We start from the raw sequence: 24313 nt of genomic DNA, 5'->3' as shown, positions 1-24313 counted from the left end.
CCTCCCTTAGGGGAGGCTTTTTTTATGCGTGCGGCGAGATCGCCAAAATTGTCTACCATGACAAATGTATGTTTCGGGCATGCGGCCATTGCTCGTTCTTGTACATGGCAATGGCTTGTCTTTGAGCGATATGAGCCAGCAAAGGGATGGGGAATGGGCAAAAACACCATCTGCCTGTGGTACGACGGCGACGCCGAAGACGCCGCGCGCTTCTACGCCGCCACCTTCCCGGACAGCCGCGTCGGCGCGGTGCTGCGCGCGCCCGGCGACTACCCGGCCGGCAAAGAAGGCGATGCGCTCACTGTGGAGTTCACCGTGCTGGGCATTCCCTGTCTGGGTATCAACGGCGGCCCAGCTTTCAAACACAGCGAAGCCTTCTCCTTTCAAGTGGCCACCGAAGACCAGGCCGAAACCGACCGCCTGTGGCAAGCCATCGTCGGCAACGGCGGCCAGGCCAGCGCCTGCGGCTGGTGCAAGGATAAATGGGGCCTGAGCTGGCAAATCACCCCGCGTGTGTTGACCGAGGCGCTGGCCGATCCCGACCGCGCCGCCGCCAAGCGGGTGTTCGACGCGATGATGGGGATGGTGAAGATTGATATTGCCGGGATTGAGAAGGCGAGGAGGGGATAGTTGTTATTGTTCAGGTGGCTGTTGACGGCCAAAAGTGGCTGATGTCGGGCAGCAACACGCCATTGGCTTACTCCTGAGCCCAATGCTTTTCTTGTTTCAATTGCGTAGAACGTGTTTACGATCTTGCGAGCAAGAGCGAGACAAGGCGAAAACGGCTGAGAAAGCGGAATGTATAAGTGGTACATGAGCATTTCGAAGGCGTACTCATCGTGTAACGCTCCACGCAGCGCAGCAGATCGTAAACAGGTTCTTAGAAACGTCAGGCGCCTGCTACAGGAAATTTAAAGGGGCCAGATTGCAGTTGCATGCCTTTCGCCGATCGTTCTTCGAGCAGGACTCACTTCGAATATCCGGCTTGGTCAGTCGAAGCTGGTTATGAAAACCGAGAATAAGCAAGGAGCATGTTGTGGCTATCACCCTCGTTTTGGCTTGCAAACAAAGTGACTTCAACGCACGGCATAGTGGCTCCTGCGAAGGCATTTCCTTTTATTTCTGCATGCGCGCGCTCGACTTGGGTCCGGTGCCGGGACTTGCCGACATGTTGGAACAGCGGAATATCAGTCGGAAGGTTGAGCGCATCATGGCTTTGCAGGACCAGATCTGTGATGGCCTCATGACATCCGGCGCCTATGAAACCGACATTGACGACCAACCGATCAGCGACCCCAGAGGGGGCAACCTTCCCGGTATTCGCAACCAGGGCAAGGCCATCCAGGCGTTTCATAACCTGTACTCACAGGAGGCGCAGACCCTGGGCTGCAAGTCGATTGGAACCTTGTCTTCCTTCTTCGAAGGAGGCTTCGTCCAGTTGCTGACGCACACCATCGAACTGTTGGTGAGCAGCAGGCGCGGCGCGGCCCTGGTCGCCATGCAAAGCTCTACGCCCCACTCTGTGGCGCTTGCCTATGACGGTAGCGATCTCTATTTCTTCGATCCCAATTCTGGCGTTCACACATTGACGAACCTCGCCACGGCAGCGACGGAGCTGGAGAACCACCTGATGACTTACTATGCCGTCCCCTCCTGCGTTCACGTCAATATGTTCAAGTTGAACCACTGAAACGAACTTCCCAGTGAACGGTTGGGGACAGTTCCATTTGATGGACAGACTGGCCGCTTGCGGCCCTCCACGAGGGACAGCTAAGGGGCGTAAGAGGCCGTAAGCTAGGCAATTATTATTTCAGAAAGCGTCACGCCCCAAACCAAGCCCCGGCCAAAGCCGGGGTTCGTTCTTCCTTACTTCTTCTCTATCCGCCGCGCCGCGCGGCTTTCCAGGGTTTTGCGTTTGAGCAGCGCCCGCTGCTGGCGATGCCATTCGTCAACGTCCTCAAACACGTCCACCTTGCGCGCGGCCTGCGTGAGCATGGCTTCCAGAGTGTTGAAGAAGCCCACCCGGAAGCCGCGTTGTTCCGGCTTGCGGAAGTCGATGTCGCGGCTGAGTAGGCTTTTTATGCGCGGCTGTTTTGGATCAATGCCGCGGAAAATGCCTTTGTGCTATAAAATGGTTTAATTTATACGTCATTTTTCCTGGCCGCCAGCGACAGATCAGCGGACCAGAGGAGGGGCCATGCACAAAAACACCATCTGCCTGTGGTACGACGGCGACGCCGAAGACGCCGCGCGCTTCTATGCCGCCACCTTTCCGGACAGCCGCGTCGGCGCGGTGCTGCGCGCGCCCGGCGATTACCCGGCCGGCAAGGAGGAGCACCCAAAAGCACGACCATAACTGCGCCATCCGCGGGTACTTGTAAAGATAATAATGCAATGGGCATATTGTTGCTCAGTCTGTAAGCTGTACTACTGATACCGGAGGCGCTCACACAATTGGTCTAATACCTTGACTGAGCGTAACGGTGGCAGAGATTTGGTGCAGGCTTTCATGCGCGGTAATGCTGCAAACGCATTCAGCATGTATGGTTGCCTGCAGCCAAAGGGGTCTCATCCTTGCCACGGTGACGATAGCTATGCAGTAAGTTCAATGTTACGCGGTAGTACTGTCTCACTAAAATGAAGTTAGGCTTCTCGTGCCCGTCAAATATTGCCTCAACATCAACCAGCCAAAAGAAAATCATGGAACACAGAATACTTCAATCTTACGTCACAGATTTCTCTTCATCTGCACAAATAAATAACCTACCAGACTTCAAGAAGTTCGAATATTTCACAAACTATTCAATCATCTCAAATATCCATCCAGAAGCGTTTACAGAAATTGGAGACTTGGCGGCAGTCGATGTGGATGAGTCGGGCACATTTGGAATAGATGCGATTGCGATCATAGTAAACAACAATATCGTTCAATGCACAGATGACATTGATATTCTAGCAAAAAGCAATCACATAGACATTACAGTTCAATTCATTCAATCAAAGACATCAAAATCAATTGAATCCGGCGACGTATTGAAGTTCATGGAGGCAGTAAAGACCTTTCTCTCCAACTTGGCAGGGGGTGATGACCAAGAGTCCCTTGAGCGTCCAAGAGAATTGCTTCAATATATATTCGAGCCAAAGATTGCAAAGTTACATTCAAAATATTCGCCCAAGTGTCATATGGCGTTTTCGTGCACTGGTAGTCACCAGACAGATGGTTTTATCGAGAGCCTTGCGAAAGGTCGTTGCCAAGAATTAAAGAATTCCATACCTGATTTCAAAGAGTTTTATTTGGAGTTCTACAATGCGGAGCGGCTAATTGATACTTACAAACAAGTAGAGAATCAATTTGAAGTGGAGATTAGATTTAAAAATAACCTGCCGCTAGACACTATTGCCGGCGTGGAGCAAGCGTATATTGGCTATATAAATGCCAGCGAATTTTTGAAGTTAATTACAGATCCAAAGGATCAAATTAGAAGAAACGTTTTCTATGACAATGTTCGAGACTTTCAAGGTATAGAGAATTCTGTCAACAATGAAATAAATGAAACAATATCATCGGCAGATCAGGTTGATAAATTTATTCTATTTAACAATGGAATAACAGCAGTTGCTGGTCTGGTAAAAAATCTAGGTGCAAACAGATTTTTGCTAAGGAACTACCAAATAGTAAATGGATGCCAAACGAGCAATGTACTTTACATCAATAGAAAAGCCGAGCACATTGACTCTATTTCCATCCCTATAAAGATAGTTCACACCAACGAATCCGAAGTTGTGGGAGCGATCATTAAAGCCAATAATCGGCAGACGCCCATCCCAAACGAGGCTTTCTTTGCACTGCAGGAGTGGCATAAGCGACTACAAGAGTATATATCCGTAGAGTCGCGTCGAATCGGAGAGATTTTGTTTTACGAACGAAGATCAAAAGAATTTACCCTCCTTGAGCAGGCCCCGGAAAAAAAGAGGATCATCGGCCTGCACAGCTTGATTAGATCTTACACCTCGACGGTTCTGCAAAAGCCACACTCAGTTATAGCGAACAACCCAAACGAAATACTTCGATCACGTGCCGGGCAATTATTTGGGGCAGATCACACTCACGGCCTATATTTTGCGTCTGCACTGCTGCTGTATAAGATCGGTGAGCATCTTGGCAGTATCCCCAAAGATAGTTTTACCTATAAGCATAGGTATCATATAGCAATGTTGTTCTGCTACGACAACGCAAACTTTCAAAGTTTGCCTCCGCCAAACTCAAAAGCTGCAACAAAACTTGCGGACGAAATTATTTCAAAAATCATGAACACGAATCTATTCTCAGAAAATGTGAAAAATATTGCAACCTTTATAAAGGCAAGGCACAGCGATTTCACGAAGGAAAACGGCTTCACCCCCAGAAACCCACCTATGAGATCTACAGATTTCACTGATTTCCTGCTTGGCACATTTCCAAATTCCCAAAAAGCCTAACTGGGCACTTAACGCGGATGCCACTACAGGCTATGACTTCGGCACTTTCATGACCTATGTCGGTACCCTCCGCACTTCGTGCTCCGCGCCGGTTAACCAAGGTGTTAGTGTCAGCTTTTCCATGAAGGCTTAGACTGTTTTGGGTCGTAAATTATCATAAGCTAACCACCCATTACCCCAACAAGCCCACATCCAAACCAAACCCCGGCCAAAGCCGGGGTTCGTTCTTCCTTACTTCTTCTCTATCTTCCGCACTGCACGGTTTTCCATATTCTTGCGTTTGATCTGCGCCTGTTGCTGGCGGTGCAGCTCGTCAACGTGCTCGAACACGTCCACCTTGCGCGCGGCCAGCGTGAGCATGGCTTCCAGATAGTTGAAGAAGCCCACTCGGTAGCCGCGCTGCTCCGGTTTGCGGAAGTCGATGTCGCGGGTGATGCGCGCCAGCAGGCTTTGGCCGCAATAGCCGGGGTTGTCCTTCAGCCATTGGACGAAGTGAGCGCCGCATTCGCGGCCATAGGCGCAGTCGGCGGCGTAGTCCGGGTGGGCGGCCGGCATCTGCCAGTAATCGGCTTGCGGCCGTCCTGGGCGTCGGGACACGAAGGGGAGCAGGGTTTCGCGCGCTTCCAGCGAGGCTTGGCGATAGCGGCGGCGAGTGGGAAAGGTTTTCGACATGGTGTTTCTCCTGCGCTGACACAAGATAAACCACCTGCCTGTGAGTCGTTGGGTAGGTATAGGCAAGCGCGAGACAGGATTGGCGTACCGAGAAACAAGGAATCGGTGAGCGCTAGGCGCTCTCCCACCACGCACCCGCCAGCCATGCATGAAGTACAGACGTAGAGCGGGTACGGATGAAGGCGCAGACGCGCCTTCATCCCCCTGTTTCGAACGGGACGCCAATCCCGGTGCCGTGAATAACAGCACCCGGCGATTGTTACCGAGTGGGCCGGCAGGGTCAAGCCAGCGGGGACGCGAGAGCAGGGGCTGGCAGGAGGATTTGTCCGTGATTTGAATGTCATGATTCTGCTGCGTTGCGGTATACTTCACTGCCCATTTCATCACTTTATTTTTTGAACCTGTTTACGTTCTCACGAGCAAGAGCGAGATAAGGCGAAACCGGCTGAGGAAGCGGAATGTACTCGTGGTATATGAGCATTCCAAAGCGGTTCTCACCATGTCACTTCTCATGAAGCGCACAGAACGCAAACAGGTTCTTAAGACAGGGCATTTCTTATGACCACAGTCTCTCTCCCACCGGAAGCGGTGGGCAGCGCTTTCTCCCTGGACAAAATGATCGTCGCCCGCGACAAAACCATGGCGGCGGTACGGCGCATCGCCGCGCAGATCCGCCCCGGCATGACCGAACAGCAGGCCAAGGATTTGGCCAAGGCGGAGCTGGAAAGCATGGGCATGGACCGCATCTGGCACGGCATCATCATCCGCTTTGGCCGCAGCACGCTGAAAATCTTCAAGCAGCAGATCGACCCGGACAATGTGCTGCTGGACGACGATATCTTTTTCATTGATCTGGGCATTGTCTGGGACGGCCACGAGGGCGACGCCGGCGATACCTTCGTGGTCGGCGACAACGCGCGCAAGCAGGCCTGTGCGGAGGCGGCGCGCCAGCTGTGGCAGGAGGTGGCGGACAAATGGCGGCGCGAGCGGCTGGCCGGCCCGGCTTTGTATCAGTACGCGGCGGAGCGCGCCGAGGCAATGGGCTGGCGGCTGAATCTGGACATCAAGGGCCACCGGGTATCGGACTTTCCGCACGCCATTTACAAGGCCGGCAGCCTGGGCGATTTCGCCCAATGCCCGGACACCGGTTTGTGGATTCTGGAAATCCAGATTGCCGATCCATCTGGTGAATTCGGCGCTTTCTATGAAGACCTGTTGGTGATCGAGGGCTGATCCATGGAGGGCGGCGGCGAGCCGCCCGCCAGCTTTGGCGCTTGGCCGGGGTTTGCGTCCGCGACGCGGGCGAATTGAGAAAGGCTGGCAAAACCCCGCAGAGCACCTGAGGCAAGGCGGTATCGCTGACGCGCAGCAGATTATGAACTGGTTCTTAGAACGTGTTTACGCTCTCGCGAGCTAAGGCGAGACAAGGCGTTGCGGCTGAGAAAGCGGAATGTACGCGTGGTACATGAGCATTTCGAAGCGGTTTTCAACGCCGTATCGCCGACGCGAAGCAGATCGTAAACCGGTTCTTACTGCACCACCGACTGCACCTTCCAGGCATTGCCTTCCACCGCGGAGATCGTCACCGGCGCTTGCTTCAGATTGCCGTTTGTGTCGAAGCTGAAGTCGGCGCTGACGCCCTGATAGCGGGTTTGGGCCAGCAGCGGCAGGTATTTGGCCGGTTCCGGCGAGTTGGCGCGCTTCATGGCGTCGGCCACCATCATGACCGCGTCGTAGAAGTGCGGGGCGAACAGGACGACGTTTTGCTGGTAACTGGCCTGGTAGCGCGCTTGAAATGCCTTGCCTGCCGGCCGCGCTTCAAGCGGCCCGCCGGGTACGGCGGAGATGTGGCCAAGCGCATTGGCGCCGGCCAGTTTGATAAAGGTCTCGGTGCTCAGCATGTCGCCGCCCATCAAGGTGGCGCTCATGCCCAGGCGCTTCATCTGGCGCGCCATCGGCGCGGCTTGGGCGTCCGCGCCGCCGTAGAACACGATGTCCGGTTTCTGCGCCTTCAGCGCGGTCAGGATGGCGCTGAAATCGGTGGCCTTGTCATGGGTGTATTCACGCTTGATCGGCGGCTTGCCCAGGCGGGTGATGGATTTGATGAATTCGTCGGCAATGCCCTGGCCGTAAGCGGTGCGATCGTCGATGACCGCGATGCGCTGCGCCTTGAGCTGCTGTACCGCATAGCGTCCCAGCGCGCCGCCCACCTGGCTGTCGCTGCCCACCAGACGGAAGGCGGTTTTGTAGCCGGCGGCGGTGTAGGCGGGGTTGGTGGAGACCGACAGCTGCGGGACGCCGGCCTTGGCGTAGATGCGCGAGGCGGGAATGGTCACGCCGGAGTTGAAGTGGCCGATCACCGCTTTGACGCCGGCATCCATCAGGCGTTGAGCGGCTTGCGTGCCGGCCCGCGGGTCCGCCTGGTCGTCTTCGGACCGCAGTTCGAACTTCACTTTTTGGCCGCCGAGGGTGATGGGCTTGGCGTTCAGCTCGTTGATCGCCAGCCTGGCTCCGTTCTCATTGTCCTTGCCGTAGTGGGATTGCGGGCCGGACAAGGGCGAGGAGAAACCTATTTTCACCACGGTGTCGGCATGGGAGGGGCTGAGGGCGAAGAGGGTCATCGTGCCGCCAAGAGCCAATAGGGCGGTCAGGCTGCGAGGATGCTGCTGTTTCATGCGTGTCTCCTTTGCGCTGCTCTGTTTTGATGGCTGGCCGCGCCATCGCCTTGCGCGGCCGGGGGCCGCCACGCAAGCGTTCAATGCAGTAGAAAGCCCCGGCCAATCAAATCGTCAGGCTCCAATGACCAACTGGCTTTGCCGCTGTAGTGGGCGCGCCCGGCCACGCGTACCGTCACCGCGTCATGGCCCGGCAGTTGGGCTTGGCGGGTCACTGTGCCGCTGAACAGCGCTCCGGTCAGGCTTTGGAATTCGCAGGTTTCCCCAGGCGCGACCAGCCCCTTGGCGTGTCGGATGGCCATGCGCGCGGTGACGCCGGAGCCGGTGGGGCTGCGGTCGACTTCGGCGTCGGCAAAAACGCAGACATTGCGGCTGCCGCCATCGGCGGCCCGGTCGCGGCCATCGGTGAGGATGCTGCCGTACAAGAAGCTCAGGTCGTCGGCAATGGGGTGGCGCACCGCGATGGCGTCGCGCACCGCCTGGGTGAGGGCGGAGGCGGCGTCCACCAGCTCGCGCAGGCGGCCATCCAGCGACACGCCCAGTTTTTCAGCGGCGACGACCGCGTAGAAGGCGCCGCCGTAGCCGATATCGACGACCACTTCGCCAACGCCCGGCACGGTGACGGGCAGGTCCAGGGCAAAGGCGAAGGCGGGCACGCTCTCGAATTGCACGGCGCCGGCCTTGCCGTTCTGGATTTCCACCAAGGCTTCCACAAGGCCGCATGGGCATTCGATGCCCACCCGCGTCAGCGGCGCCACGGCGGGCACTTTGCCGCTATCCACCGCAAAGCGGGCCAGGGCGATCACGGCATGCCCGCACATGGTGCTATAGCCTTCGTTGTGGGTGAACAGCACGGCGAGGTCCGCGTTTGGCATGGAGGGCTGCACCAGCACCGCGCCATACATATCGTAATGGCCGCGTGGTTCATGCATGAGCAGGCGGCGCACGGGGTCCAGGCGCTCGCTCATGAAACGGCGTTTGGCCAGGATGTCCGCTCCTTGAATCCTGTCGCCAAGGTTGAGCACGATGCGCACCGGCTCGCCGCCGGTGTGCATTTCCACGGTCTCGATGACAAAATCCGCAGGCAATGGATTCATGTGTTCACTCCTCCTAGTTATCGTCGGGTGCGTTGGCGCACCGTTCGTTTAGACCCGCTAACAAAACCCCTGATCCAGCGTTGCGCCTCCTTGTCGTACGGCTTGTACTGCCTGCGTCGGCGCGCCTTGGCTCAGGTACGCTGCGCGGTTTTGTTAGCGGCTCTTGGCTAACTGGACGTTGCCGCCCGGCTAACCGGCCTTCCAATGCGCCAGCGCGCAGCGCGCCGCCGCCAAATCCCAGGCCGCGGTGCCCACGCTCTTGAACAGCCGCGGGCGCTTGGCGTCGTAGCGTCCTGCTATCGCCTCAGCCAAGGGCCGCACGGCGTCCCAGTCCACGCCCGCCTGGATCAGGTCTCCGGCTTCATGCCGCGCTCCGACAGGGTCGTCAGAGAACAGCTGGCTGCCGGCGATGGCGGCCGGCCCGATTTCGGCCATATCCGGACGAAACGCTCCCACTCCCACCAATAGCCGGTTGCTGCGGGCGTCCTCGTGGTAGATCGGCGCTTTGCTGGTGGTCAGTGTGATCACCACGCCGACATCGTCCGCTACGCGGCCGCGGCATGGCCGTAGCGCTAAGGGAAGGGGGGCGTGCCGGCGGCAGAACTCGGCGCTGTCCGCCATTTCCCGGCCATGCACATCCACGCGGATGTCCGGGAACAGGGCGGCAATGGCTTCCAGATGGCCGGAGGCCTGCTTGCCGGTGCCAATCAGCGCGATGGCGGCCGGCCTGCCGGCGTACAGGCTGTTGATCGCCAACATGGAAATGGCGGCGGTGCGCTGGGCGGTCACCGTGGGGCCGTCAAGAATCAGCAGCGGCTGGCCGGTGAGGGCGTCGTACACGCTGACGATGCCATGGATGGTGGGGAGGCCCTGCTTGAGGTTGTCCGGGCACACGTTGACCAGTTTGTGAATGCCGATATCGCTGGCGCTGGCCGGCATGGACAGCAGCACGGCGTCGCCCCGCAAGGGCAGCACCTGCCGCTCCGGGCTGACGATCCGCCCTGCCGTGTATTCGGCGGCGGCAAGGGACAGGGCCTGACAAAGATCGGCAATCGGCAACAAGCTCTTGGTTGCGGAGGCGGGCAGTACGGGGATGGACATGGTGCTCCCTCATCGATAAGTGGCAAAATTCAGACCAAATCCGCGGTTTACCCTTGGGGGTTTTGCCGGAATCCATAAAACTGGTCTTAAAATTACCTTGTTATATCGTTAACTTGTTTTGTAAATTACCAATTTAGAGGCGGCGTCACAAGGGCTTCTGCTGCGGCGGCGGGGGCATGGTCGTAATTGTCACCAATTCACAACAAATTGGTTTTGGGGTAACCAGAATGGATGCCAGTACTCTGGAACAGAGCCACTTTCAGCCGCTTCCCATCTATGAGCAGCTTGCTGAACAGATCCGCAACGGCATTGTTGGAGGGGAGTTTCCTCCTGAATCGCGGCTGCCCTCGGAAAGAGAGCTCGCCGCCCGCTACCGCGTGAGCCGGCCTGCCGTACGGGAGGCCATTGGCGCTTTGCAGAATCAGCAACTGGTGATGACGCGCCGCGGATCGGGCACCTATGTCTGCCAGGATGCCTTGCAACGGCTGCGGCAAGCCGTGCCCGCAAACGAGCGCGGGCAGGCGGACGACAGTCCGATATCGACGCTGGAAGTTAGGCTGATACTAGAGCCGGCCATTGCCCGCATGGCGGCCAGAAAAGGCCAGCGCGATGAAAGGGCGGAGTATTACCTGGCGCAAATGAAGGGGGTCAAAAACATAGACATTCCGGCGCAGCAAGTGCTCTGGAGCGAAAGCGACCGCTTGTTCCACCGGCAACTGGCGGTGATGACAGGCGATGCGCTGATGGTGCGCATCGCGGATGAGGTGGCTAAAGCCATGGCGCAGCCTCTCTGGCAGCGCTTGCGCGATGATGGCATCTATGACGAGGAGCGTATTGGCTTGTACGTTGCGGAACATCAGCTGATTTACGAATCCATCATCATCGGCGATGAGGATGCCGCGGCCTTTTACGTTGAGCAGCATTTGCGACGGGTAAGGCGGGATATCTCCGGCTAAGCCGCCAGCGCATGGATCCGCATGGCCGAACGGCTCCGGCCCCGCAAGCAGCCCTGTCCAGTGACGGGCGCGCCTGCGGGGCCGGAGCCGTTCATTCGTATCCTGCCGTCAAGGCCTTGCCAGACCGGGCATGGCCAGGCGCTATTCCTCCCGGTGCGCTCCCGGATAACGCACTTCTCCCTCCGGTATGCCGCAGCCCCACAGCGAATAGGGGTCGGCCATTTCATTGACGCCTTCGCCGTAACGATTCTCCGCCGGCCGCAGATGCGCCAGGCAGCAGGCGCCCAGTTCGGTGGCGTAGAGCCCGTGCACTGTGCTGAGCACGCGGTGGCTCATGCTGTGCTGCGAGGGGAAGGCGATGGTTTGTTGCGCTTCCACGCGGCTGTAGTCCGCGCTCATCTTCACTTGCACCACGCCGTTGAGGGCGTTGGCGCTGGCCATGGACGAGGCCAGCAGATACAGCCGCGGCTCCGGGCCGGCGGCGGGCGGAAAGCCCAGATGGATGAAGCCGGCGCCGGTGGCCGGGGCGGTGGTGAGCTGGAACCAGTCGATGTCGCCGCCGGCCAGCACGCGGCCGAAGCCGCCGTTGCCGCCGGAGGCGTTGCCCAGCAGCGCGAACCACAGATTGCCGTCCGGCCCCGGCACCATGCCCACCGGGGTGTTGCCGTGTTCGGCGGGGATTTCTATGGCGGCCGGCGCGTCGCCGTTGGCCGGGATGCGGTAGAGCTGGCTGGATTGGTCCAGCGTGGCGTACACGTCGCCGCTGTCCGGGTGGAGCTGGACGAAGATGGGCCGCGGCGGGCAGGGATAGAGGGTGGCGTCCGCGGGCATGAGGCTGTTGATGCGCACGATGTGATGGCTGTCCTTGCAGGAGGTCCACAGGATGTCGCCGTCTTCCGCCACCACGTGCGGGCCGCGCGCCGGCGGCGGCAGCGGCACCCGCTTGAGGATTTTTGGCGGCGTGGTGAGGTCAGACGCTATCGGGTCTATCAGCAGCAGCTCGGACTGGAATTGCAGCGTCACCCACAGGCAGCCGGGGTGGGTTTTGGAAACGGTCAGCCCGTGCAGGCCGGAAAACGGATTGTCGATGACGTGGGACACGGCGGCGCGCGGCTGGCCGCTGTGCGGGTCCACGCGCATTTTGACCAGGGCGCCGGACGGTTGCTGGGAGATCAGCAGCAGGTCCGCCCCGATGGCGGCCACTTCATGGGTTTGGCTGGAGGCGGGCAGCGGATATTCGATCACGCTTTTGAGGGCGAGGCGCAGTGCGTTCATGGCGGTTTACCGAAGGTTTGAAATCCCTTTGGCATAATAGGCGGCGGCCATGACGTTTGCAAAAACGGGGCTTGCCTTGATCCAGCTCAGCCGCGGTCCGGCGCTTGCGGGGCCGGGTTTATGACCCCGGCGTGTGATGACGATGTTCGTGAACGAGCGGAAATATTGCAGTGCAAGGTAAAACTAACGACTGTTTTAACTAGAACTCCACGTAAATCAAGGGTTTGCCGGGTGGGGTGTGTGGGGCGATGTGGCGTGCGCACATCACAATGTACGCTTTTGACCTGTATCAAACACATATTTTCGTTTTAGAATATAAAATGTGTTCGTAAAATAACATTTGTGTTCGGCTCTGGCGTTTTGGGCTCGCCCCCGTTCGGAACCGCGCACTATGCTTTAAAAGGCGGCCTGTTAAGGGCCGGCCTCTGTCGGCCATAGGAGCACAAACGCATGCCAGATACCCAAACCGCCGTGGACACGGTCCCGCAAGAACACGCCATGTCTCCCGAATCCGTGGTGGGTTACCTGCACTCCACGGAGAGCGGGGCCGGGGTGGATGGGCCTGGCATGCGCTTTGTCTTCTTCACCTCGGGCTGCCAGTTCCGCTGCCTATACTGCCATAACCCGGATACCTGGAAGCTGCACAACGGCCGCCAGGCCACGGTGGAGCAGGCGATGGCGGAGCTGGAGCCGTACGCGCGCTTTTTGAAGTTCGCCGGCGGCGTGACGGTGTCCGGCGGCGAGCCGCTGATGCAGGACGGTTTCGTGGGCGCGCTGTTCCGCGAGGCCAAGCGCCGCTTCGGCCTGCACACGGCGCTGGATACCCAGGGCTTTTTGCACGAGCGGGTGAGCGACGAGTGGTTCGACGCGGTGGACCTGGTGATGCTGGACATCAAGCATTCGGACCCGGAGCGCTATCACGCGCTGACCGGCCAGCCCTTGCAGCCGACGCTGGACTTTGCCCGCCGGCTGCAACGCCTGGGCAAGAAGATGTGGGTGCGTTACGTGCTGGTGCCGGGTTTGACCGACGGCGACGAGGACATCAGCAGGCTGGCGGATTTCGTCGCCGGCCTGGGCAGTGTGGTGGAGCGGGTGGAGGTGTTGCCCTTCCATCAGTTGGGCATGGACAAGTGGCAGAAGCTGGGCATGGAATACCAGTTGGCGGATACGCCGATTCCCACGCCGGAGCAAGTCAAACGTGCCCGCGAGTTGTTTTCCTGTAAAGGCTTGAAGGTGACTTGAACGCCTTCCGGCCGGTGGTTTTTGGCTGGCAGCGTCGCCCGGAGCGGCGCTGCTTGTTTATCGAATTATCTATCATGAATCGCTGATATATTATGACGACATCTTCTGAAATTCTGGTGATCAACTGCGGCAGTTCCTCGCTGAAATTCGCGCTGCTGCCCAAGGGCTCCAGCGAGCCGCTGCTGTCCGGTCTGGCCGAGTGCCTGGGCCTGGCGGATTCGCGCATCATTTTCAAAACCGCGGAAGGCAAGAAGACGGAGTCGCTGAACGGCGGCAGCCACGCCGAGGCGATGGAAGCGCTGACCCGTTTCATGGGCGAGCATGAGTGGCTGGACAGCGTGGTCGCCATCGGCCACCGCATCGTTCACGGCGGCGAGCGCTTCCAGGCGTCCGCGCTGATCACCGACGAAGTGCTGGCCGGCATCGAAGAATGCTGCGCGCTGGCGCCGCTGCACAACCCGGGCCACTTGGTGGGCATCCGCGCCGCGCAGAAAGCCTTCCCCAAGCTGCCGCAGGTGGTGGTGTTCGACACCGCCTTCCATCAGACCATGCCCAAGCCGGCCTATATGTACGCCGTGCCGCAGCGCTTCTACAAAGAATACGGCGTGCGCCGCTACGGCATGCACGGCACCAGCCACCGCTTCATCGCCGGCGAAACCGTGGCCGAGCTGAAGCTGGACCCGGCTAATCACGGCATCCTGATCGCCCACCTGGGCAACGGCGCGTCCGCTTCCGCAGTGAAGAACGGCAAGTGCATGGACACCACCATGGGCATGACCCCGCTGGAAGGCCTGATCATGGGCACCCGTTCCGGCGATATCGACCCGGCCGCGGTGACTTTCATCGCCCGCAAGGAAGGCCTGGATCTGGACGGCATCGACAATCTGCTGAACAAGCAGAGCGGCCTGCTGGGCATTTCCGGCGTGTCCAGCGACTGTCGCGCTCTGGAAGAAGCGGCGGCGGAAGGCAATGTGGACGCGCAACTGGCGCTGGACATGTTCGCCCACCGTCTGGCCCGCCTGCTGGGCGGCCTGGCCACCTCGCTGGACCGCATCGACGCGCTGGTGTTCACCGGCGGCATCGGCGAGAACTCCAGCCTGCTGCGCGAGAAGACCCTGAACCACATGAAGGTGCTGGGCTTCGCCGTGGACGCGGCCGCCAACGAGCGCGCCGTGCGCGGCAACACCGGCGTGATCAGTCAGCCGGGCAGCACCACCGCGCTGGTGATGGCCACCAATGAAGAGTGGATGATCGCCAAGGATACCGCCGACCTGGCCGGTATCTGATAGGACTTCGCGGCGCAAGCCGCGTCCGTATCGCGCGGCCGGCGCTCCGTCGGCCGCCGCCTGATTCTGAACGCCGGGCCGCTTTGCGGCGGCGCGCGCGTCGAAAGTAAAACTCATGACATCGCAACAACCGAAACGAGTGTTTTTCCTGGCTTCCTATGGTTCGGACGCCGGGCTGACCTCCATGACCCTGGGCCTGGTGCACGCGCTGGAGCGCGACGGCATCAAGGTGGGCTTCGTCAAGCCCATCGCGCAGCCCGCCAGCGTGGGCGCAGAGCTGTCCAGCCACTTCGCCCGTCAGCTGTGCAATATCGACGCGCCGGCGTCCATCCCGTTTGCCCGCGCTCAAGCCATGCTGCGCGAAGGCGAGCTGGCCACCTTGATGGAAGACGTGGTGCGCCTGGCGGAACAGGCGCGGGACAATCACGATGTGCTGATCGTTGAAGGCCTGGTGCCGGACAGCGACGCGCAAACCGCCATCCGCCTGAACGCGGAAATGGCCGGCAGCCTGTCCGCGGAACTGTTGCTGGTGCTGTCCGGCGCCGGCCGCGGCGCGCGCGACATCGCCGAATGCGTGCAGCTGGTGCAGCGCCAGTTCGGCGCCGACGGCAACGGCAAACTGGCCGGTCTGCTGCTGAACCGCGGCGCGGAGTGCGGCAATCTGGCCGGCCTGCGCGCGGAGCTGGCGGAGCAGGGCTGCGCCACGCCGCTGCTGGGCTGCGTGCCTTACGACGCCAAGCTGGACGCGCCGCGCGTGCTGGACGTGGTCAGCGCGCTGGGTTTGAAGATCGAACACGCCGGCCAGATCGAGCAAGCGCGCATGCGCGAAACCGTGGTGGCGGCCCGCACCGTGGAGAAGATGGCCGAACGCCTGCTGCCGGGCACCCTGGTGGTGACGCCGGGCGACCGCAGCGACGTGGTGTTGGCCACCTCGCTGGCCATGCTGCGCGGCGTGCCGCTGGCCGGCCTGCTGCTGACCTGCGGCGAACCGGTGTCCGGCAGCATCCTGCCGCTGATCCAGTCCGCGCGCCAAGCCGGCCTGACCATTCTGTCCACCGAGCGCGACACCTATGAGACCAGCACCATGCTGGCTAATCTGGACCGTCACGTGGCGATGGAAGACGCCGAGCGCATGCAGGCGATGATCGACTTCGTGGCCGAGCGCATCGACACCGCGGTGCTGGTGCAGAAGATCGGCGAGCCGCGCGAAGTGCGCCTGCCGCCGCCGGCCTTCCGTCATCGTCTGATCGAGAGCGCGCGCCGCTCGCAAAAGCGCATCGTGCTGCCGGAAGGCGACGAGCCGCGCACCATCCAGGCCGCCGCCATCTGCCACGAGAAGGGCATCGCCCGCTGCGTGCTGATCGGCGAACCGGAGCGCATCCGCCAGGTGGCGGAAGCCCAGGGCGTGACCCTGCCGGCCGACATTGAAATCCTGGCCCCGAAAGAGGCCGCCGGCCGCTACGTGGCGCCGATGATGGAAATGCGCAAGAGCAAGGGCCTGACCGCGCCGCAGGCGGCGGAGCAGCTGGAAGACAGCGTGGTGATCGGCACCATGATGCTGGCCCTGAACGAGGTGGACGGCCTGGTGTCCGGCGCGGTGCACACCACCGCCAACACCATCCGTCCGGCGCTGCAGCTGATTAAGACCGCGCCGGGCGCGAGCATCGTGTCCAGCATCTTCTTCATGCTGATGCCGGATCAGGTGCTGGTGTACGGCGACTGCGCGGTGAACCCGGACCCGAACGCGGAGCAGCTGGCCGACATCGCCATCCAGTCCGCGGATTCCGCCAGCGCCTTCGGCCTGAGCCCGCGCGTGGCGATGATATCTTACTCCACCGGCACTTCCGGCAGCGGTTCGGACGTGGAGAAAGTGCGCGAAGCCACCCGCATCGCCAAGGAAAAGCGCCCGGATCTGATGATTGACGGCCCGATGCAGTACGACGCCGCCAGCGTGGAATCCGTAGGCCGCCAAAAGGCGCCGGACAGTGAAGTGGCCGGCCGCGCCAATGTCTTCGTGTTCCCGGACCTGAACACCGGCAACACCACTTACAAGGCGGTGCAGCGCTCCGCCGGCGTGGTGTCGGTGGGCCCGATGCTGCAAGGCCTGCGCAAGCCGGTCAACGATCTGTCGCGCGGCGCGCTGGTGGACGACATCGTCTACACCATCGCCCTGACCGCGATCCAGGCGGACGCGCAGTAAGCGTCGAGAGCGCTTGATCTGAAAACAGCCCCCGGTGCGAAAGCGCCGGGGGCTGTTGTCTTATGCGGCCTTGTTAGTGGCGCTGCGCGGCGATGGGGCGCGTCAGCGCCACCCATTGCTCGGAGGCGGGAGAGCCGGCCAGTTCCACGCCGTTGTCGGCGAAATACACTTTGGAGACTTTGCCGTCGAACAGCTCGGGCTGACGCAGCACGGAGCGGACTTCGGAGTAGGTGATCGGCTCGTAGCTGTGCTGGAAGCGGCGCTGCTGTTCTTGCCAGGGTTTTTGCCGTATCGCTTCAAGGTCCATCTTGCCGCGGCCGGCGTCGTTCCAGGCAAAGGCGATTTCCGCGCCTTGCTGGGCGAAGAATTCCAGGCCCAGTTTGCTGGAGTTGCGGAAGAAGTGCTTGATGAACAGTTCGGACAGGTCCAGCAGGTCGCGTTGTTCCAGCGTGCGCTTGCCGAGCGCGGCGGCGACGTCGTCGGCGTTTTTGCAGCCGCAGGCGTGCACCAGATAGAGCAAGGTGTTGACCGTGGTTTCCGTGCGGCAGCCGCCGCTGGTGTTCTTCAGCACAAAGCGGGTGGCCACGGCGGAGCGCTCCGCCGGCGGCACGTCGGCCAGCAGCGCGTTGAGCCGGACAAACGGGTCCAGCCGCGTGTGATGGGCGCCCAGGTAATCGGCCCAGGCCTGGAGGATGGGGGCGACCGGCTGCGGCGCGCGCTTGACCAGCTTGCCGGCGGCGGCGTCGCTGATGTGGCGGCTGAATTCCTGGATCAGCTTGCGAGGCGAGATGCTATACATGGCGTCGTCGCGGCTGTAATGGACGATGTTCAGCTGCTTATTGTAATTGGCGATGGTGGCGACGTTTTGCATGTCCAGTTCGCCGCGCACGAAACGGGACAGCTGCATTTGCGCGTGACTCAGGCCGTATAGCGCCACCGCTTGGTCCTGACGCGCAGGGGAGGCGTTGACCTCGCCGTTGGCCACCCGGAACAACAGCGACTGGAAACGGGCTTGTTGCGGAACGGGCCCTTGCGTGGTTTGCGGGCGGTCCGGCGCGGCGGCGCAGCGATTCGAGGCGCTGGCCAGCTGCCGGCCCAGGCCCAGTTGTGGCTGAGCAGCGGCGGCGGCGCGGGCAGTCGGCAAGGCCGCGGGAGCGGCGAGGGGGCGAGTGGCGCTGTGGGCGGTGATGTTTGGCATGGGGTCGGCTTTCAAGTGGAAGACATGGAGTGATTCGACCCCGCTACTGTCGTCAAAAAGCCGGAGGGCGGCTTGCAGAATTCACTCAGCGCGCCACCCGCGGCGATGGGCGCGAGTTTGCCCGGCGTTGCCGTTTTTTTGCCGAAAATCAATGCAGATGGGATTGTGTTATAATCAAGGCGAGGTTGAACTTCCGATAAACACTTAATTAGAAAGGGAACCTGCTTATGCTGAGCCTGTTTTTGATTACTGTTTTTCTGATTATCAGTCTGGTCCATTGCTATTGGGCGCTGGGCGGCACCGTGGGCATGGGGGCCGCCGTGCCCGAAGTGGACGGCAAGCCCTTGTTCCAGCCCACCCGCGGCGGCACGTTCGCCGTGGCCGGCGTGTTGGCCTTGTCGGCGCTGGCGGTTGCGCTGCATGGCCATCTGACGCGCTTCTGGCAAATGGAGACCGTGCGCTGGGGCTTGCTGGCGCTGGCGGCGGCGTTGCTGCTGCGCGGCATCGGCGAATTCCGCTACGTCGGCTTGTTCAAGAGCGTGCGCGACAGCCGCTTCGCCCGCAACGACACCCGTTTCTATTCCCCCTTGTGTTTGTTGCTGGGCAGTTTGTTGCTGATCCTCGCCTGGTAACGCTCCTGAAAGCGGGCGGCTAGCCGCCCGCTGTTCTCGTTGGAATCTGTTTACGATCTGCTGCGCGTCGTGAGACGTGACACGGCGAGTACCGCTTCGAAATGCTCATATACCGTGTGTGCACTCCGCTTTTTCGCCCGTTTTCGCCTTGTCTCGCCTTGGTTCGCGAGATCGTAAACACGTTCTTAGCGCTTCTTATTCTGCGCGTAAATCAATTGCGCTTTCCAATCCTGCCGCTGCGGCTGGCGCGCGATGCCGACGCGGAAGCGTTCGCGCGGGCCGACGCCGGGCTGCCATAGATAGAGCTGGCCATCGTGAGCGCCGCCGTTCCAGGCGGTCAGATAGTAATCGCTCTGCCGCGCCCAATCCTTGAAACTGACGATGTCGCCGTCCCGCAGGCAGCCGTCCGGCCGCTCCTGAATCTGCAGCCGCAGTTCCGTGGAGGCGTTGAGCGGGCCTTGCTTGGTGTAGTAGGCGTATTGATTGGCGTCCAGGCCGCCCCACCAGGTCCAGAACCAGCCGGGGCGGTCGGCGCGCTCCACCCGCAGATAGTCGCCTGAGCGCAGGCAGCCGTTGTCGCGCATGGCGAAGTTGTTGGACAGATTGAAGCGAGCGGCGGGGCCGTTGCCGGGGCCGGTCTTCAGCCAGCCGTCGTTGGCGGCGGCGCTTTGCAGCCATTGGCCGTTGCCCAGGTTTTGCAGGCTTACCTGGCGGTAGCTGCCGGCCTGATCGGTATAGGATTGCGTGGGCGTGGCGGCGTCGGCCCAGGCGAAGGCCTGTACCGGGTAGTGGTCGCTGTAGTCGGTGTAGGCGTAGGTGTGCTTGCCGACGGATTGCACCGTCCACTGCGGGGACGGCGCGTCCAGCGCCAGATTGTGCCAGGCGGACGGCTGGCGGTGGGCCTTCAGCGTCAGGATGTAGTCCAGGTATTCCGGGATGTCGCCGCCGCGCGCGCCGTAGCGCTCCAGCGCCAGGCCGTTGCGCGCGGTGTCGAAGCTGTCGGCGACGCCGGCGTAGCGCGGCTCGCTGGCTTGAAGGATGTCCAGCATCGCGCGGTATTCCGCCGGCTTGCGGCGGTCCACGTTCATGTCGCCGGCAATCAGCACCATTTCGTCCTTGGGCAGTTGCCGCGCGCGCAGCCAGTCGGCGATTTCGCGCAGCTGGGCCTGGCGCACCGCGGCGTGGTCCTTGCAGCCGCTGTCTTCCGACTGCAGGTGGGCGCCCAGCACGTGATAGTAGCGGCCGCCCGCTTGCAGCTTGGCGTAGGCGAAGCCCTTGAGCGCGTATTGTTCCCAGCTGCAGCCGGCGGTGCGGAACAGATATTGCCGTTTTTCCACAATCGGCCAGCGGCTGACGATGGCGACGCCGCCGTCTTCCGGCCTGGCTCCGTTCCAGCCTTCGGTGCCGTCCCAGCCGCTCTGGCTGCGGCCTATCACCGGGGTCTGGTGCGGGAAGCGGGCTTTCAGGCCTTGCAGCAGCGCTTCGGAGCTGCTGTTGTCCTGCAATTCCTGAAACACCGCCACGTCCTGGTTTTGCAGGATGGGGGCGGCGGCGATCAGCCGGGCGCGCTGTTCCTGGCCGTAATTGGGATAGAGCGACTGCGGCAGCAGCATCGCGTTCCAGGTGGTCAGCCTGAGGTCGTCGGGATAGGCGGCGAGGGCGGGGGCGGCCAGCAGCGCGGCGCACAGTGCCAGGCAAGCTTTCATCATGTCTCCGATGGGTGAGGGAGCGCAAAGCTTGAATGGCCTTGTTTGCAGAATTGCTATGTCATTTAAATTTGATCTGGCGTAGAATGAGCGTCTGCGCCGCCAGGCTTGCGCGGTTTGAATCTCTTCTGTGTTGTCCCGATAGGAGCGCGCCGGAATGAAGCTGTAATGCCCGTCACTCGTTTGCCCAGCCAGGGCCGTTTGCCGCATTGCCGTTTCGTTTGGTCTTCCGCTTCGTCTTTGCCCCTTCGCGGGGGCTGTCCATTTCGCTATGGATGCGGTTTTGGCTGGGTGTCCTCAATTTTCTGAATGGAATAGGACTCCCCATGTCGGAACACGTTTCTCTCGATATTTTTTCGCATAATCAGGCCGCCTGGGACCGCCAGGCCGAGCAGGCCGGTCCGTGGTCGCAGCCGGTGGACGCCGCCGCCGTCGCCGCCGCGCGCGCGGGCGATCACCGGGCGCGGCTGACGCCGGGGCCGTTGCCGGCCGGCTGGCTGGATCAGGTGGCCGGCTGGCGCATTCTGTGCCTGGCCAGCGGCGGCGGCCAGCAAGGCCCGCTCCTGGCGGCGGCCGGGGCCGAGGTCACGGTGTTCGATGCCTCGGAACAGCAACTGGAGCGCGACCGCCTGGTGGCGCGGCGCGAAGGGCTGGGCCTGGCGACCGAGCTGGGCGATATGCGCGATCTGTCGCGCTTCGCCGACGCCAGCTTCGACTGCGTATTCCACCCGATTTCCAATCTCTATGTGCCGGATGTGCGCCCGGTGTGGCGCGAGTGCTTCCGGGTGCTGCGTCCGGGCGGGCGTTTGCTGAGCAGCTTTTTCAATCCGGCGGCCTTCATCGGCGACCGCGATCCGGAATACGCGCGCCAGGGCCTGATCCGGCCGCGCTATCCGGTGCCGTATTCCGATCTGCGCGATCTGGCGCCGGAGGCGTTGGCGGCCAAGCGGGCCGGCGGCGAGGCGCTGGTGTTCGGCCACAGCCTGGCGGAGCAGATAGGCGGCCAGCTGGAGGCCGGTTTCTTGCTGGCGGGGTTTCACGAGGAGATGCAGCCGACGCCGCGCTTTGTCATCGACGGCTATCTGCCGGCCTTCATCGCCACCTGGGCGTGCAAGCCGGGGGCCGGCGGCTTGCCGTCATAGCGGCCGCGCCGGCCGCGTCAGCGGGCGGGATGCAGCCGGCTGTTCAGATAGCGTTCGCCGCGTCGGCGCAGCGGCGACGGCGCCAGTTTCAGCCATTGGTTGAAGTGCAGGCCCAGCAAGGTGTTGTTGCCGGCTTTTTCCTGCAGGGCGATGGCCAGGTTGTCGTAGACCGGGTCTTCGTCGTGGAGGTCGTCGGCGCCGGCTTGGCAGAAGCTGTCGGCGTCCGCGCTCCAGCGGCAGTCCGCGCCCAGGCGCAGGCCGTAGCCGCGGGGCAGGCCGGAGGCGAGCAGGCGCGCGTATTGGCGTTCGAAGCCGTCGGGGTCGAACAGATAGCTGTCGCAGTGCAGCCAGCGGCCGTCCAGCCGCGCTTGCACCAGGCCGTGGAACAGGTGTTCCGGCAGGCAGAGGTAGATCGGGGCCGGCACCGCGTGGCGCAGCACGCGCTTGTCCAACCGCACGAAGCGCAGCCGCGCCGGAATGCCGGCGGTGGTCAGCAGCGCGCGCAGCAGATCGCCCTGGGCGTTGCAATGGCCGCGGCCCAGCGCCAGCGTGCGTTCCGGCGTGACGGTTTCAAACTGGCTGGTGAAGCCGAAGCGCACGCGGTCGCGCACGAAGTCGTGCAGCGCGCGGCAGTAGTCGCGGTCGTTGTCCGGGGAGGCGTCGCTTTGCACCTGGCGCAGGACTTGGCTCAGGCTCAGCCCGGCGCAGGGCGCTGGGCGGACGGGGTCGGGCTGGGGGCTTGGGTGCATGGAATGCTCTGGCGGCAAGTGTTAAGCATATTGAATATTCTGAGCCGGGGATTGTCAATGCACAGTTTGATGACGGTGGGGCGGAAAAGCCGCCGGCCCGGAACAGGGGCCGGCGGCGAGGGGTCCGCGCCTTAAGAAGCGGTTCAAAGTCCGCAGCGCATTGTGAAGCGTTGCACGGCGAGTACCACTTCGAAACGCGCGTCTACCGTGTGCGCGCTCCGCTTTCTCAGCGGTTTTCGCCTTGTCTCAGCTTGGCTCGCGAAACGGTGAACACGCCCTAAGCGCCGATCAAACGTGCAGCAGCAGGAAGCGCCGCTCCCACGGGCTGATCACGTCGAAGTATTCGCGGTACTCGGCTTCCTTGATCGCGCTATAGGTGCGGATGAAGTGTTCGCCGAAGAGATTGGTCAGCGGTTCGCACTTGAGCAGCATGTCGATGGCGTCGTCCAGGTGGCGGGGCAGCTGGTGCGGTTGCTCGTAGGCGCTGCCGCTTAGCGGTTCGGACGGCATCAGGCCCTGTTTCATGCCCAGATAACCGCAGGCCAGGCTGGCGGCGATGGCCAGATAGGGGTTGACGTCCACGCCGGCCAGGCGGTTTTCCACTCGCCGCGCCTGCGGGTCCGAGTGCGGCACGCGCAGGCCGCAGGTGCGGTTGTCGTAGCCCCAGGACAGATTGATCGGCGCCGAGGTGTAGCGGCTCAGCCGGCGGTAGGAATTCACATAGGGCGCGAAAAAGGGCATCGCCGGCGGCAGATAGTTTTGCAGGCCGCCGATGAAATGGAAGAATTTCTGCGAGGGCTGGCCGTCCTTCAGGCTGAAGATGTTCTTGCCGCTCTCCCTGTCCACCACGCTCTGATGCAGGTGCATGGCGCTGCCGGGCTGGCCCTGCATCGGCTTGGCCATGAAGGTGGCGTACATATTGTTGCGGATCGCCACTTCGCGCACGGTGCGTTTGAACAGGAAGACCTGGTCCGCCAGCGCCAGCGGGTCGCCGTGGTCCAGATTGATTTCCATCTGGGCGGTGCCCATTTCGTGGATCAGGGTGTCCAGCGCCAGGCCCTGGGCTTCGCACCAGTCGTACATCACGTCGAAGATGCCGTCGTATTCGTTGACGGCGTCGATGGAGAAGCTCTGCATGCCGGCTTCAGTGCGTTTGGTGCGGCCAACCGGCGGGCGCAGCGGGATGTCTTCGTCCGGCTGGATTTCCACCAGGTAGAACTCCATTTCCGGCGCCACCACGGCCTTGAGGCCTTCGTCTTCGTACAGCTTGAGGATGCGCTTGAGCACATTGCGCGGCGCCAGGTCCACCGGGCGGCCGTCGAAAAAGGCGCAGTCGTGGATGATCTGGGCGGTGGGCTCCAGGTTCCACGGCACCGGACGCAGGGTGCTGGCGTCGGGAATCAGCCGCATGTCGGGATCGGCGAGGGAGGTGAAGTCCTGGTCCGGGTAGTCCCCGGTCACGGTCATGGACAGCACGGCTTCCGGCAGGCGCAGGCCTTCGGCCGGATTGTATTTATGGCGCGGCACGATCTTGCCGCGGGCGAGCCCGGTCATGTCCGGGATCAGGCATTCCACTTCGGTGATGCGATTGTCGTCCAACCATTTGTTGATTTGTTCTGCGTTATTCATAAAGCCTCTGTTGTCATGTGTGCGCGCCCGAGCTGCTGTCGCGCTGGGCGTCGTGCCTCAGCGTATGCGGCCGCTGCGCTTGTACTAAAAATAATCTACGGTCCAGTGTGCGGCAGCCGGGGCTGCGCGGGCAGGCGGGACGGGGCTGGAATCGGGCCCAATGATGGATCGGCAATCCGTTTGCTCCTCTCTAGGTTTGGTGGCGCGACACAATGCCGCTTTGAAAGCATTGATCGTTTTTGGTTCGAAATGTTCAATATTTTGAACGAATGCA

The 24313-nt window shown here is 61.5% G+C and carries 21 protein-coding genes; 11 read left to right on the top strand and 10 right to left on the bottom strand.

From position 1 onward, the window contains the following. Positions 1-153: 153 nt before the first annotated feature. Complete coding sequence (locus ACODRW_RS21260) at positions 154-630, top strand: VOC family protein (protein WP_488906643.1); 477 nt, start codon at positions 154-156, stop codon at positions 628-630. A 406-nt stretch (positions 631-1036) separates the two neighbouring features. Continuing rightward, entirely contained in the window at positions 1037-1690 is a 654-nt protein-coding gene (locus ACODRW_RS21255; RefSeq protein ID WP_488906642.1) for a hypothetical protein, read from the top strand. A 176-nt stretch (positions 1691-1866) separates the two neighbouring features. On the opposite strand, the gene ACODRW_RS21250 is transcribed toward ACODRW_RS21255, so the two are convergent. Beyond that, positions 1867-1995 carry a hypothetical protein gene (locus tag ACODRW_RS21250; protein WP_488906641.1) on the bottom strand — a complete coding sequence of 43 codons (129 nt, stop codon included), beginning with the start codon at positions 1993-1995 and terminating at the stop codon, positions 1867-1869. Between the two features lie 202 nt (positions 1996-2197). On the opposite strand from ACODRW_RS21250, the gene ACODRW_RS21245 reads away from it, so the two are divergent. Both ACODRW_RS21245 and ACODRW_RS21240 read left to right on the top strand, forming a co-directional pair. Then, positions 2198-2356, top strand: a complete 159-nt coding sequence (locus ACODRW_RS21245; protein WP_488906640.1) for a VOC family protein — start codon at positions 2198-2200, stop codon at positions 2354-2356. 344 nt (positions 2357-2700) lie between these two features. Beyond that, positions 2701-4479 (top strand): AIPR family protein, encoded by a 1779-nt coding sequence (locus ACODRW_RS21240; RefSeq protein ID WP_488906639.1) that lies wholly within the window; start codon positions 2701-2703, stop codon positions 4477-4479. 231 nt (positions 4480-4710) lie between these two features. Here ACODRW_RS21240 and ACODRW_RS21235 read toward each other — a convergent pair whose 3' ends face one another. Beyond that, positions 4711-5151, bottom strand: coding sequence for a hypothetical protein (locus ACODRW_RS21235; protein ID WP_107800132.1), 441 nt, complete (start codon positions 5149-5151; stop codon positions 4711-4713). A gap of 558 nt (positions 5152-5709) precedes the next feature. On the opposite strand from ACODRW_RS21235, the gene ACODRW_RS21230 reads away from it, so the two are divergent. Continuing rightward, positions 5710-6384: a M24 family metallopeptidase gene (locus tag ACODRW_RS21230; protein ID WP_227107776.1), complete on the top strand. Its 675-nt coding sequence runs from the start codon at positions 5710-5712 to the stop codon at positions 6382-6384. A 296-nt stretch (positions 6385-6680) separates the two neighbouring features. On the opposite strand, the gene ACODRW_RS21225 is transcribed toward ACODRW_RS21230, so the two are convergent. The 3 genes from ACODRW_RS21225 to lhpI all read right to left on the bottom strand — a co-directional run bounded on the left by ACODRW_RS21225 (position 6681) and on the right by lhpI (position 10024). Beyond that, positions 6681-7826, bottom strand: coding sequence for a branched-chain amino acid ABC transporter substrate-binding protein (locus ACODRW_RS21225; protein ID WP_488906638.1), 1146 nt, complete (start codon positions 7824-7826; stop codon positions 6681-6683). 80 nt (positions 7827-7906) lie between these two features. Further along, entirely contained in the window at positions 7907-8923 is a 1017-nt protein-coding gene (locus tag ACODRW_RS21220) for a proline racemase family protein (RefSeq protein ID WP_488906637.1), read from the bottom strand. A gap of 189 nt (positions 8924-9112) precedes the next feature. Next, entirely contained in the window at positions 9113-10024 is a 912-nt protein-coding gene (gene lhpI, locus ACODRW_RS21215) for a bifunctional Delta(1)-pyrroline-2-carboxylate/Delta(1)-piperideine-2-carboxylate reductase (protein ID WP_488878056.1), read from the bottom strand. Between the two features lie 176 nt (positions 10025-10200). Here lhpI and ACODRW_RS21210 point away from each other — a divergent pair, with 176 nt between their 5' ends. Further along, positions 10201-10980 carry a FadR/GntR family transcriptional regulator gene (locus ACODRW_RS21210; protein WP_235087920.1) on the top strand — a complete coding sequence of 260 codons (780 nt, stop codon included), beginning with the start codon at positions 10201-10203 and terminating at the stop codon, positions 10978-10980. Between the two features lie 141 nt (positions 10981-11121). On the opposite strand, the gene ACODRW_RS21205 is transcribed toward ACODRW_RS21210, so the two are convergent. Next, on the bottom strand, positions 11122-12255 hold the full coding sequence (locus ACODRW_RS21205; RefSeq protein ID WP_488906636.1) for a Vgb family protein: 1134 nt from the start codon (positions 12253-12255) through the stop codon (positions 11122-11124). 450 nt (positions 12256-12705) lie between these two features. Between ACODRW_RS21205 and pflA the strand changes: the two genes are divergently transcribed. The 3 genes from pflA to pta all read left to right on the top strand — a co-directional run bounded on the left by pflA (position 12706) and on the right by pta (position 16983). Next, the gene (pflA, locus tag ACODRW_RS21200; RefSeq protein WP_107800139.1) at positions 12706-13497 is read left to right on the top strand and encodes a pyruvate formate-lyase-activating protein; all 792 of its coding nucleotides are present in this window, start codon (positions 12706-12708) and stop codon (positions 13495-13497) included. Positions 13498-13589: 92 nt separating this feature from the next. Continuing rightward, entirely contained in the window at positions 13590-14783 is a 1194-nt protein-coding gene (locus tag ACODRW_RS21195) for an acetate/propionate family kinase (protein WP_043594375.1), read from the top strand. A gap of 115 nt (positions 14784-14898) precedes the next feature. After that, complete coding sequence (gene pta, locus ACODRW_RS21190; protein ID WP_107800140.1) at positions 14899-16983, top strand: phosphate acetyltransferase; 2085 nt, start codon at positions 14899-14901, stop codon at positions 16981-16983. A 73-nt stretch (positions 16984-17056) separates the two neighbouring features. Here the strand turns inward: pta and ACODRW_RS21185 are convergent, their stop codons facing one another. Next, positions 17057-18181, bottom strand: coding sequence for a hypothetical protein (locus tag ACODRW_RS21185; protein WP_488906635.1), 1125 nt, complete (start codon positions 18179-18181; stop codon positions 17057-17059). 227 nt (positions 18182-18408) lie between these two features. Here ACODRW_RS21185 and ACODRW_RS21180 point away from each other — a divergent pair, with 227 nt between their 5' ends. Beyond that, the gene (locus ACODRW_RS21180; protein WP_107800141.1) at positions 18409-18813 is read left to right on the top strand and encodes a DUF3995 domain-containing protein; all 405 of its coding nucleotides are present in this window, start codon (positions 18409-18411) and stop codon (positions 18811-18813) included. Between the two features lie 185 nt (positions 18814-18998). Here ACODRW_RS21180 and sph read toward each other — a convergent pair whose 3' ends face one another. Next, positions 18999-20522 carry a sphingomyelin phosphodiesterase gene (sph, locus tag ACODRW_RS21175; RefSeq protein ID WP_488906634.1) on the bottom strand — a complete coding sequence of 508 codons (1524 nt, stop codon included), beginning with the start codon at positions 20520-20522 and terminating at the stop codon, positions 18999-19001. Positions 20523-20845: 323 nt separating this feature from the next. Between sph and ACODRW_RS21170 the strand changes: the two genes are divergently transcribed. Then, positions 20846-21661 (top strand): class I SAM-dependent methyltransferase, encoded by an 816-nt coding sequence (locus tag ACODRW_RS21170; protein WP_488906633.1) that lies wholly within the window; start codon positions 20846-20848, stop codon positions 21659-21661. 17 nt (positions 21662-21678) lie between these two features. On the opposite strand, the gene ACODRW_RS21165 is transcribed toward ACODRW_RS21170, so the two are convergent. Further along, complete coding sequence (locus ACODRW_RS21165; protein WP_107800144.1) at positions 21679-22410, bottom strand: transglutaminase domain-containing protein; 732 nt, start codon at positions 22408-22410, stop codon at positions 21679-21681. A 288-nt stretch (positions 22411-22698) separates the two neighbouring features. Beyond that, a complete protein-coding gene (locus tag ACODRW_RS21160) occupies positions 22699-24039 on the bottom strand; it encodes a glutamine synthetase family protein (protein WP_107800145.1) in 1341 nt (446 codons plus the stop codon). Positions 24040-24313: the final 274 nt, after the last annotated feature.

The sequence above is a fragment of the Chromobacterium sp. FG89 genome, from assembly GCF_057808735.1.
The sequence above is the reverse complement of the archived record's forward strand: the minus strand, read 5'-3'. Positions and strand labels throughout refer to the sequence as shown.

Bases quoted from the DNA above. Each gene is read 5' to 3' on its own strand.
- ACODRW_RS21230 (WP_227107776.1), top strand. From the start codon at position 5,710: ATGACCACAGTCTCTCTCCCACCGGAAGCGGTGGGCAGCGCTTTCTCC.
- ACODRW_RS21205 (WP_488906636.1), bottom strand. From the start codon at position 12,255: ATGAACGCACTGCGCCTCGCCCTCAAAAGCGTGATCGAATATCCGCTG.
- ACODRW_RS21180 (WP_107800141.1), top strand. From the start codon at position 18,409: ATGCTGAGCCTGTTTTTGATTACTGTTTTTCTGATTATCAGTCTGGTC.
- ACODRW_RS21165 (WP_107800144.1), bottom strand. From the start codon at position 22,410: ATGCACCCAAGCCCCCAGCCCGACCCCGTCCGCCCAGCGCCCTGCGCC.
- ACODRW_RS21170 (WP_488906633.1), top strand. From the start codon at position 20,846: ATGTCGGAACACGTTTCTCTCGATATTTTTTCGCATAATCAGGCCGCC.
- ACODRW_RS21210 (WP_235087920.1), top strand. From the start codon at position 10,201: ATGGTCGTAATTGTCACCAATTCACAACAAATTGGTTTTGGGGTAACC.
- pta (WP_107800140.1), top strand. From the start codon at position 14,899: ATGACATCGCAACAACCGAAACGAGTGTTTTTCCTGGCTTCCTATGGT.
- ACODRW_RS21235 (WP_107800132.1), bottom strand. From the start codon at position 5,151: ATGTCGAAAACCTTTCCCACTCGCCGCCGCTATCGCCAAGCCTCGCTG.
- ACODRW_RS21220 (WP_488906637.1), bottom strand. From the start codon at position 8,923: ATGAATCCATTGCCTGCGGATTTTGTCATCGAGACCGTGGAAATGCAC.
- ACODRW_RS21225 (WP_488906638.1), bottom strand. From the start codon at position 7,826: ATGAAACAGCAGCATCCTCGCAGCCTGACCGCCCTATTGGCTCTTGGC.
- sph (WP_488906634.1), bottom strand. From the start codon at position 20,522: ATGATGAAAGCTTGCCTGGCACTGTGCGCCGCGCTGCTGGCCGCCCCC.
- ACODRW_RS21195 (WP_043594375.1), top strand. From the start codon at position 13,590: ATGACGACATCTTCTGAAATTCTGGTGATCAACTGCGGCAGTTCCTCG.
- ACODRW_RS21250 (WP_488906641.1), bottom strand. From the start codon at position 1,995: ATGCTCACGCAGGCCGCGCGCAAGGTGGACGTGTTTGAGGACGTTGAC.
- ACODRW_RS21185 (WP_488906635.1), bottom strand. From the start codon at position 18,181: ATGCCAAACATCACCGCCCACAGCGCCACTCGCCCCCTCGCCGCTCCC.
- ACODRW_RS21260 (WP_488906643.1), top strand. From the start codon at position 154: ATGGGCAAAAACACCATCTGCCTGTGGTACGACGGCGACGCCGAAGAC.
- ACODRW_RS21160 (WP_107800145.1), bottom strand. From the start codon at position 24,039: ATGAATAACGCAGAACAAATCAACAAATGGTTGGACGACAATCGCATC.
- ACODRW_RS21240 (WP_488906639.1), top strand. From the start codon at position 2,701: ATGGAACACAGAATACTTCAATCTTACGTCACAGATTTCTCTTCATCT.
- ACODRW_RS21245 (WP_488906640.1), top strand. From the start codon at position 2,198: ATGCACAAAAACACCATCTGCCTGTGGTACGACGGCGACGCCGAAGAC.
- pflA (WP_107800139.1), top strand. From the start codon at position 12,706: ATGCCAGATACCCAAACCGCCGTGGACACGGTCCCGCAAGAACACGCC.
- lhpI (WP_488878056.1), bottom strand. From the start codon at position 10,024: ATGTCCATCCCCGTACTGCCCGCCTCCGCAACCAAGAGCTTGTTGCCG.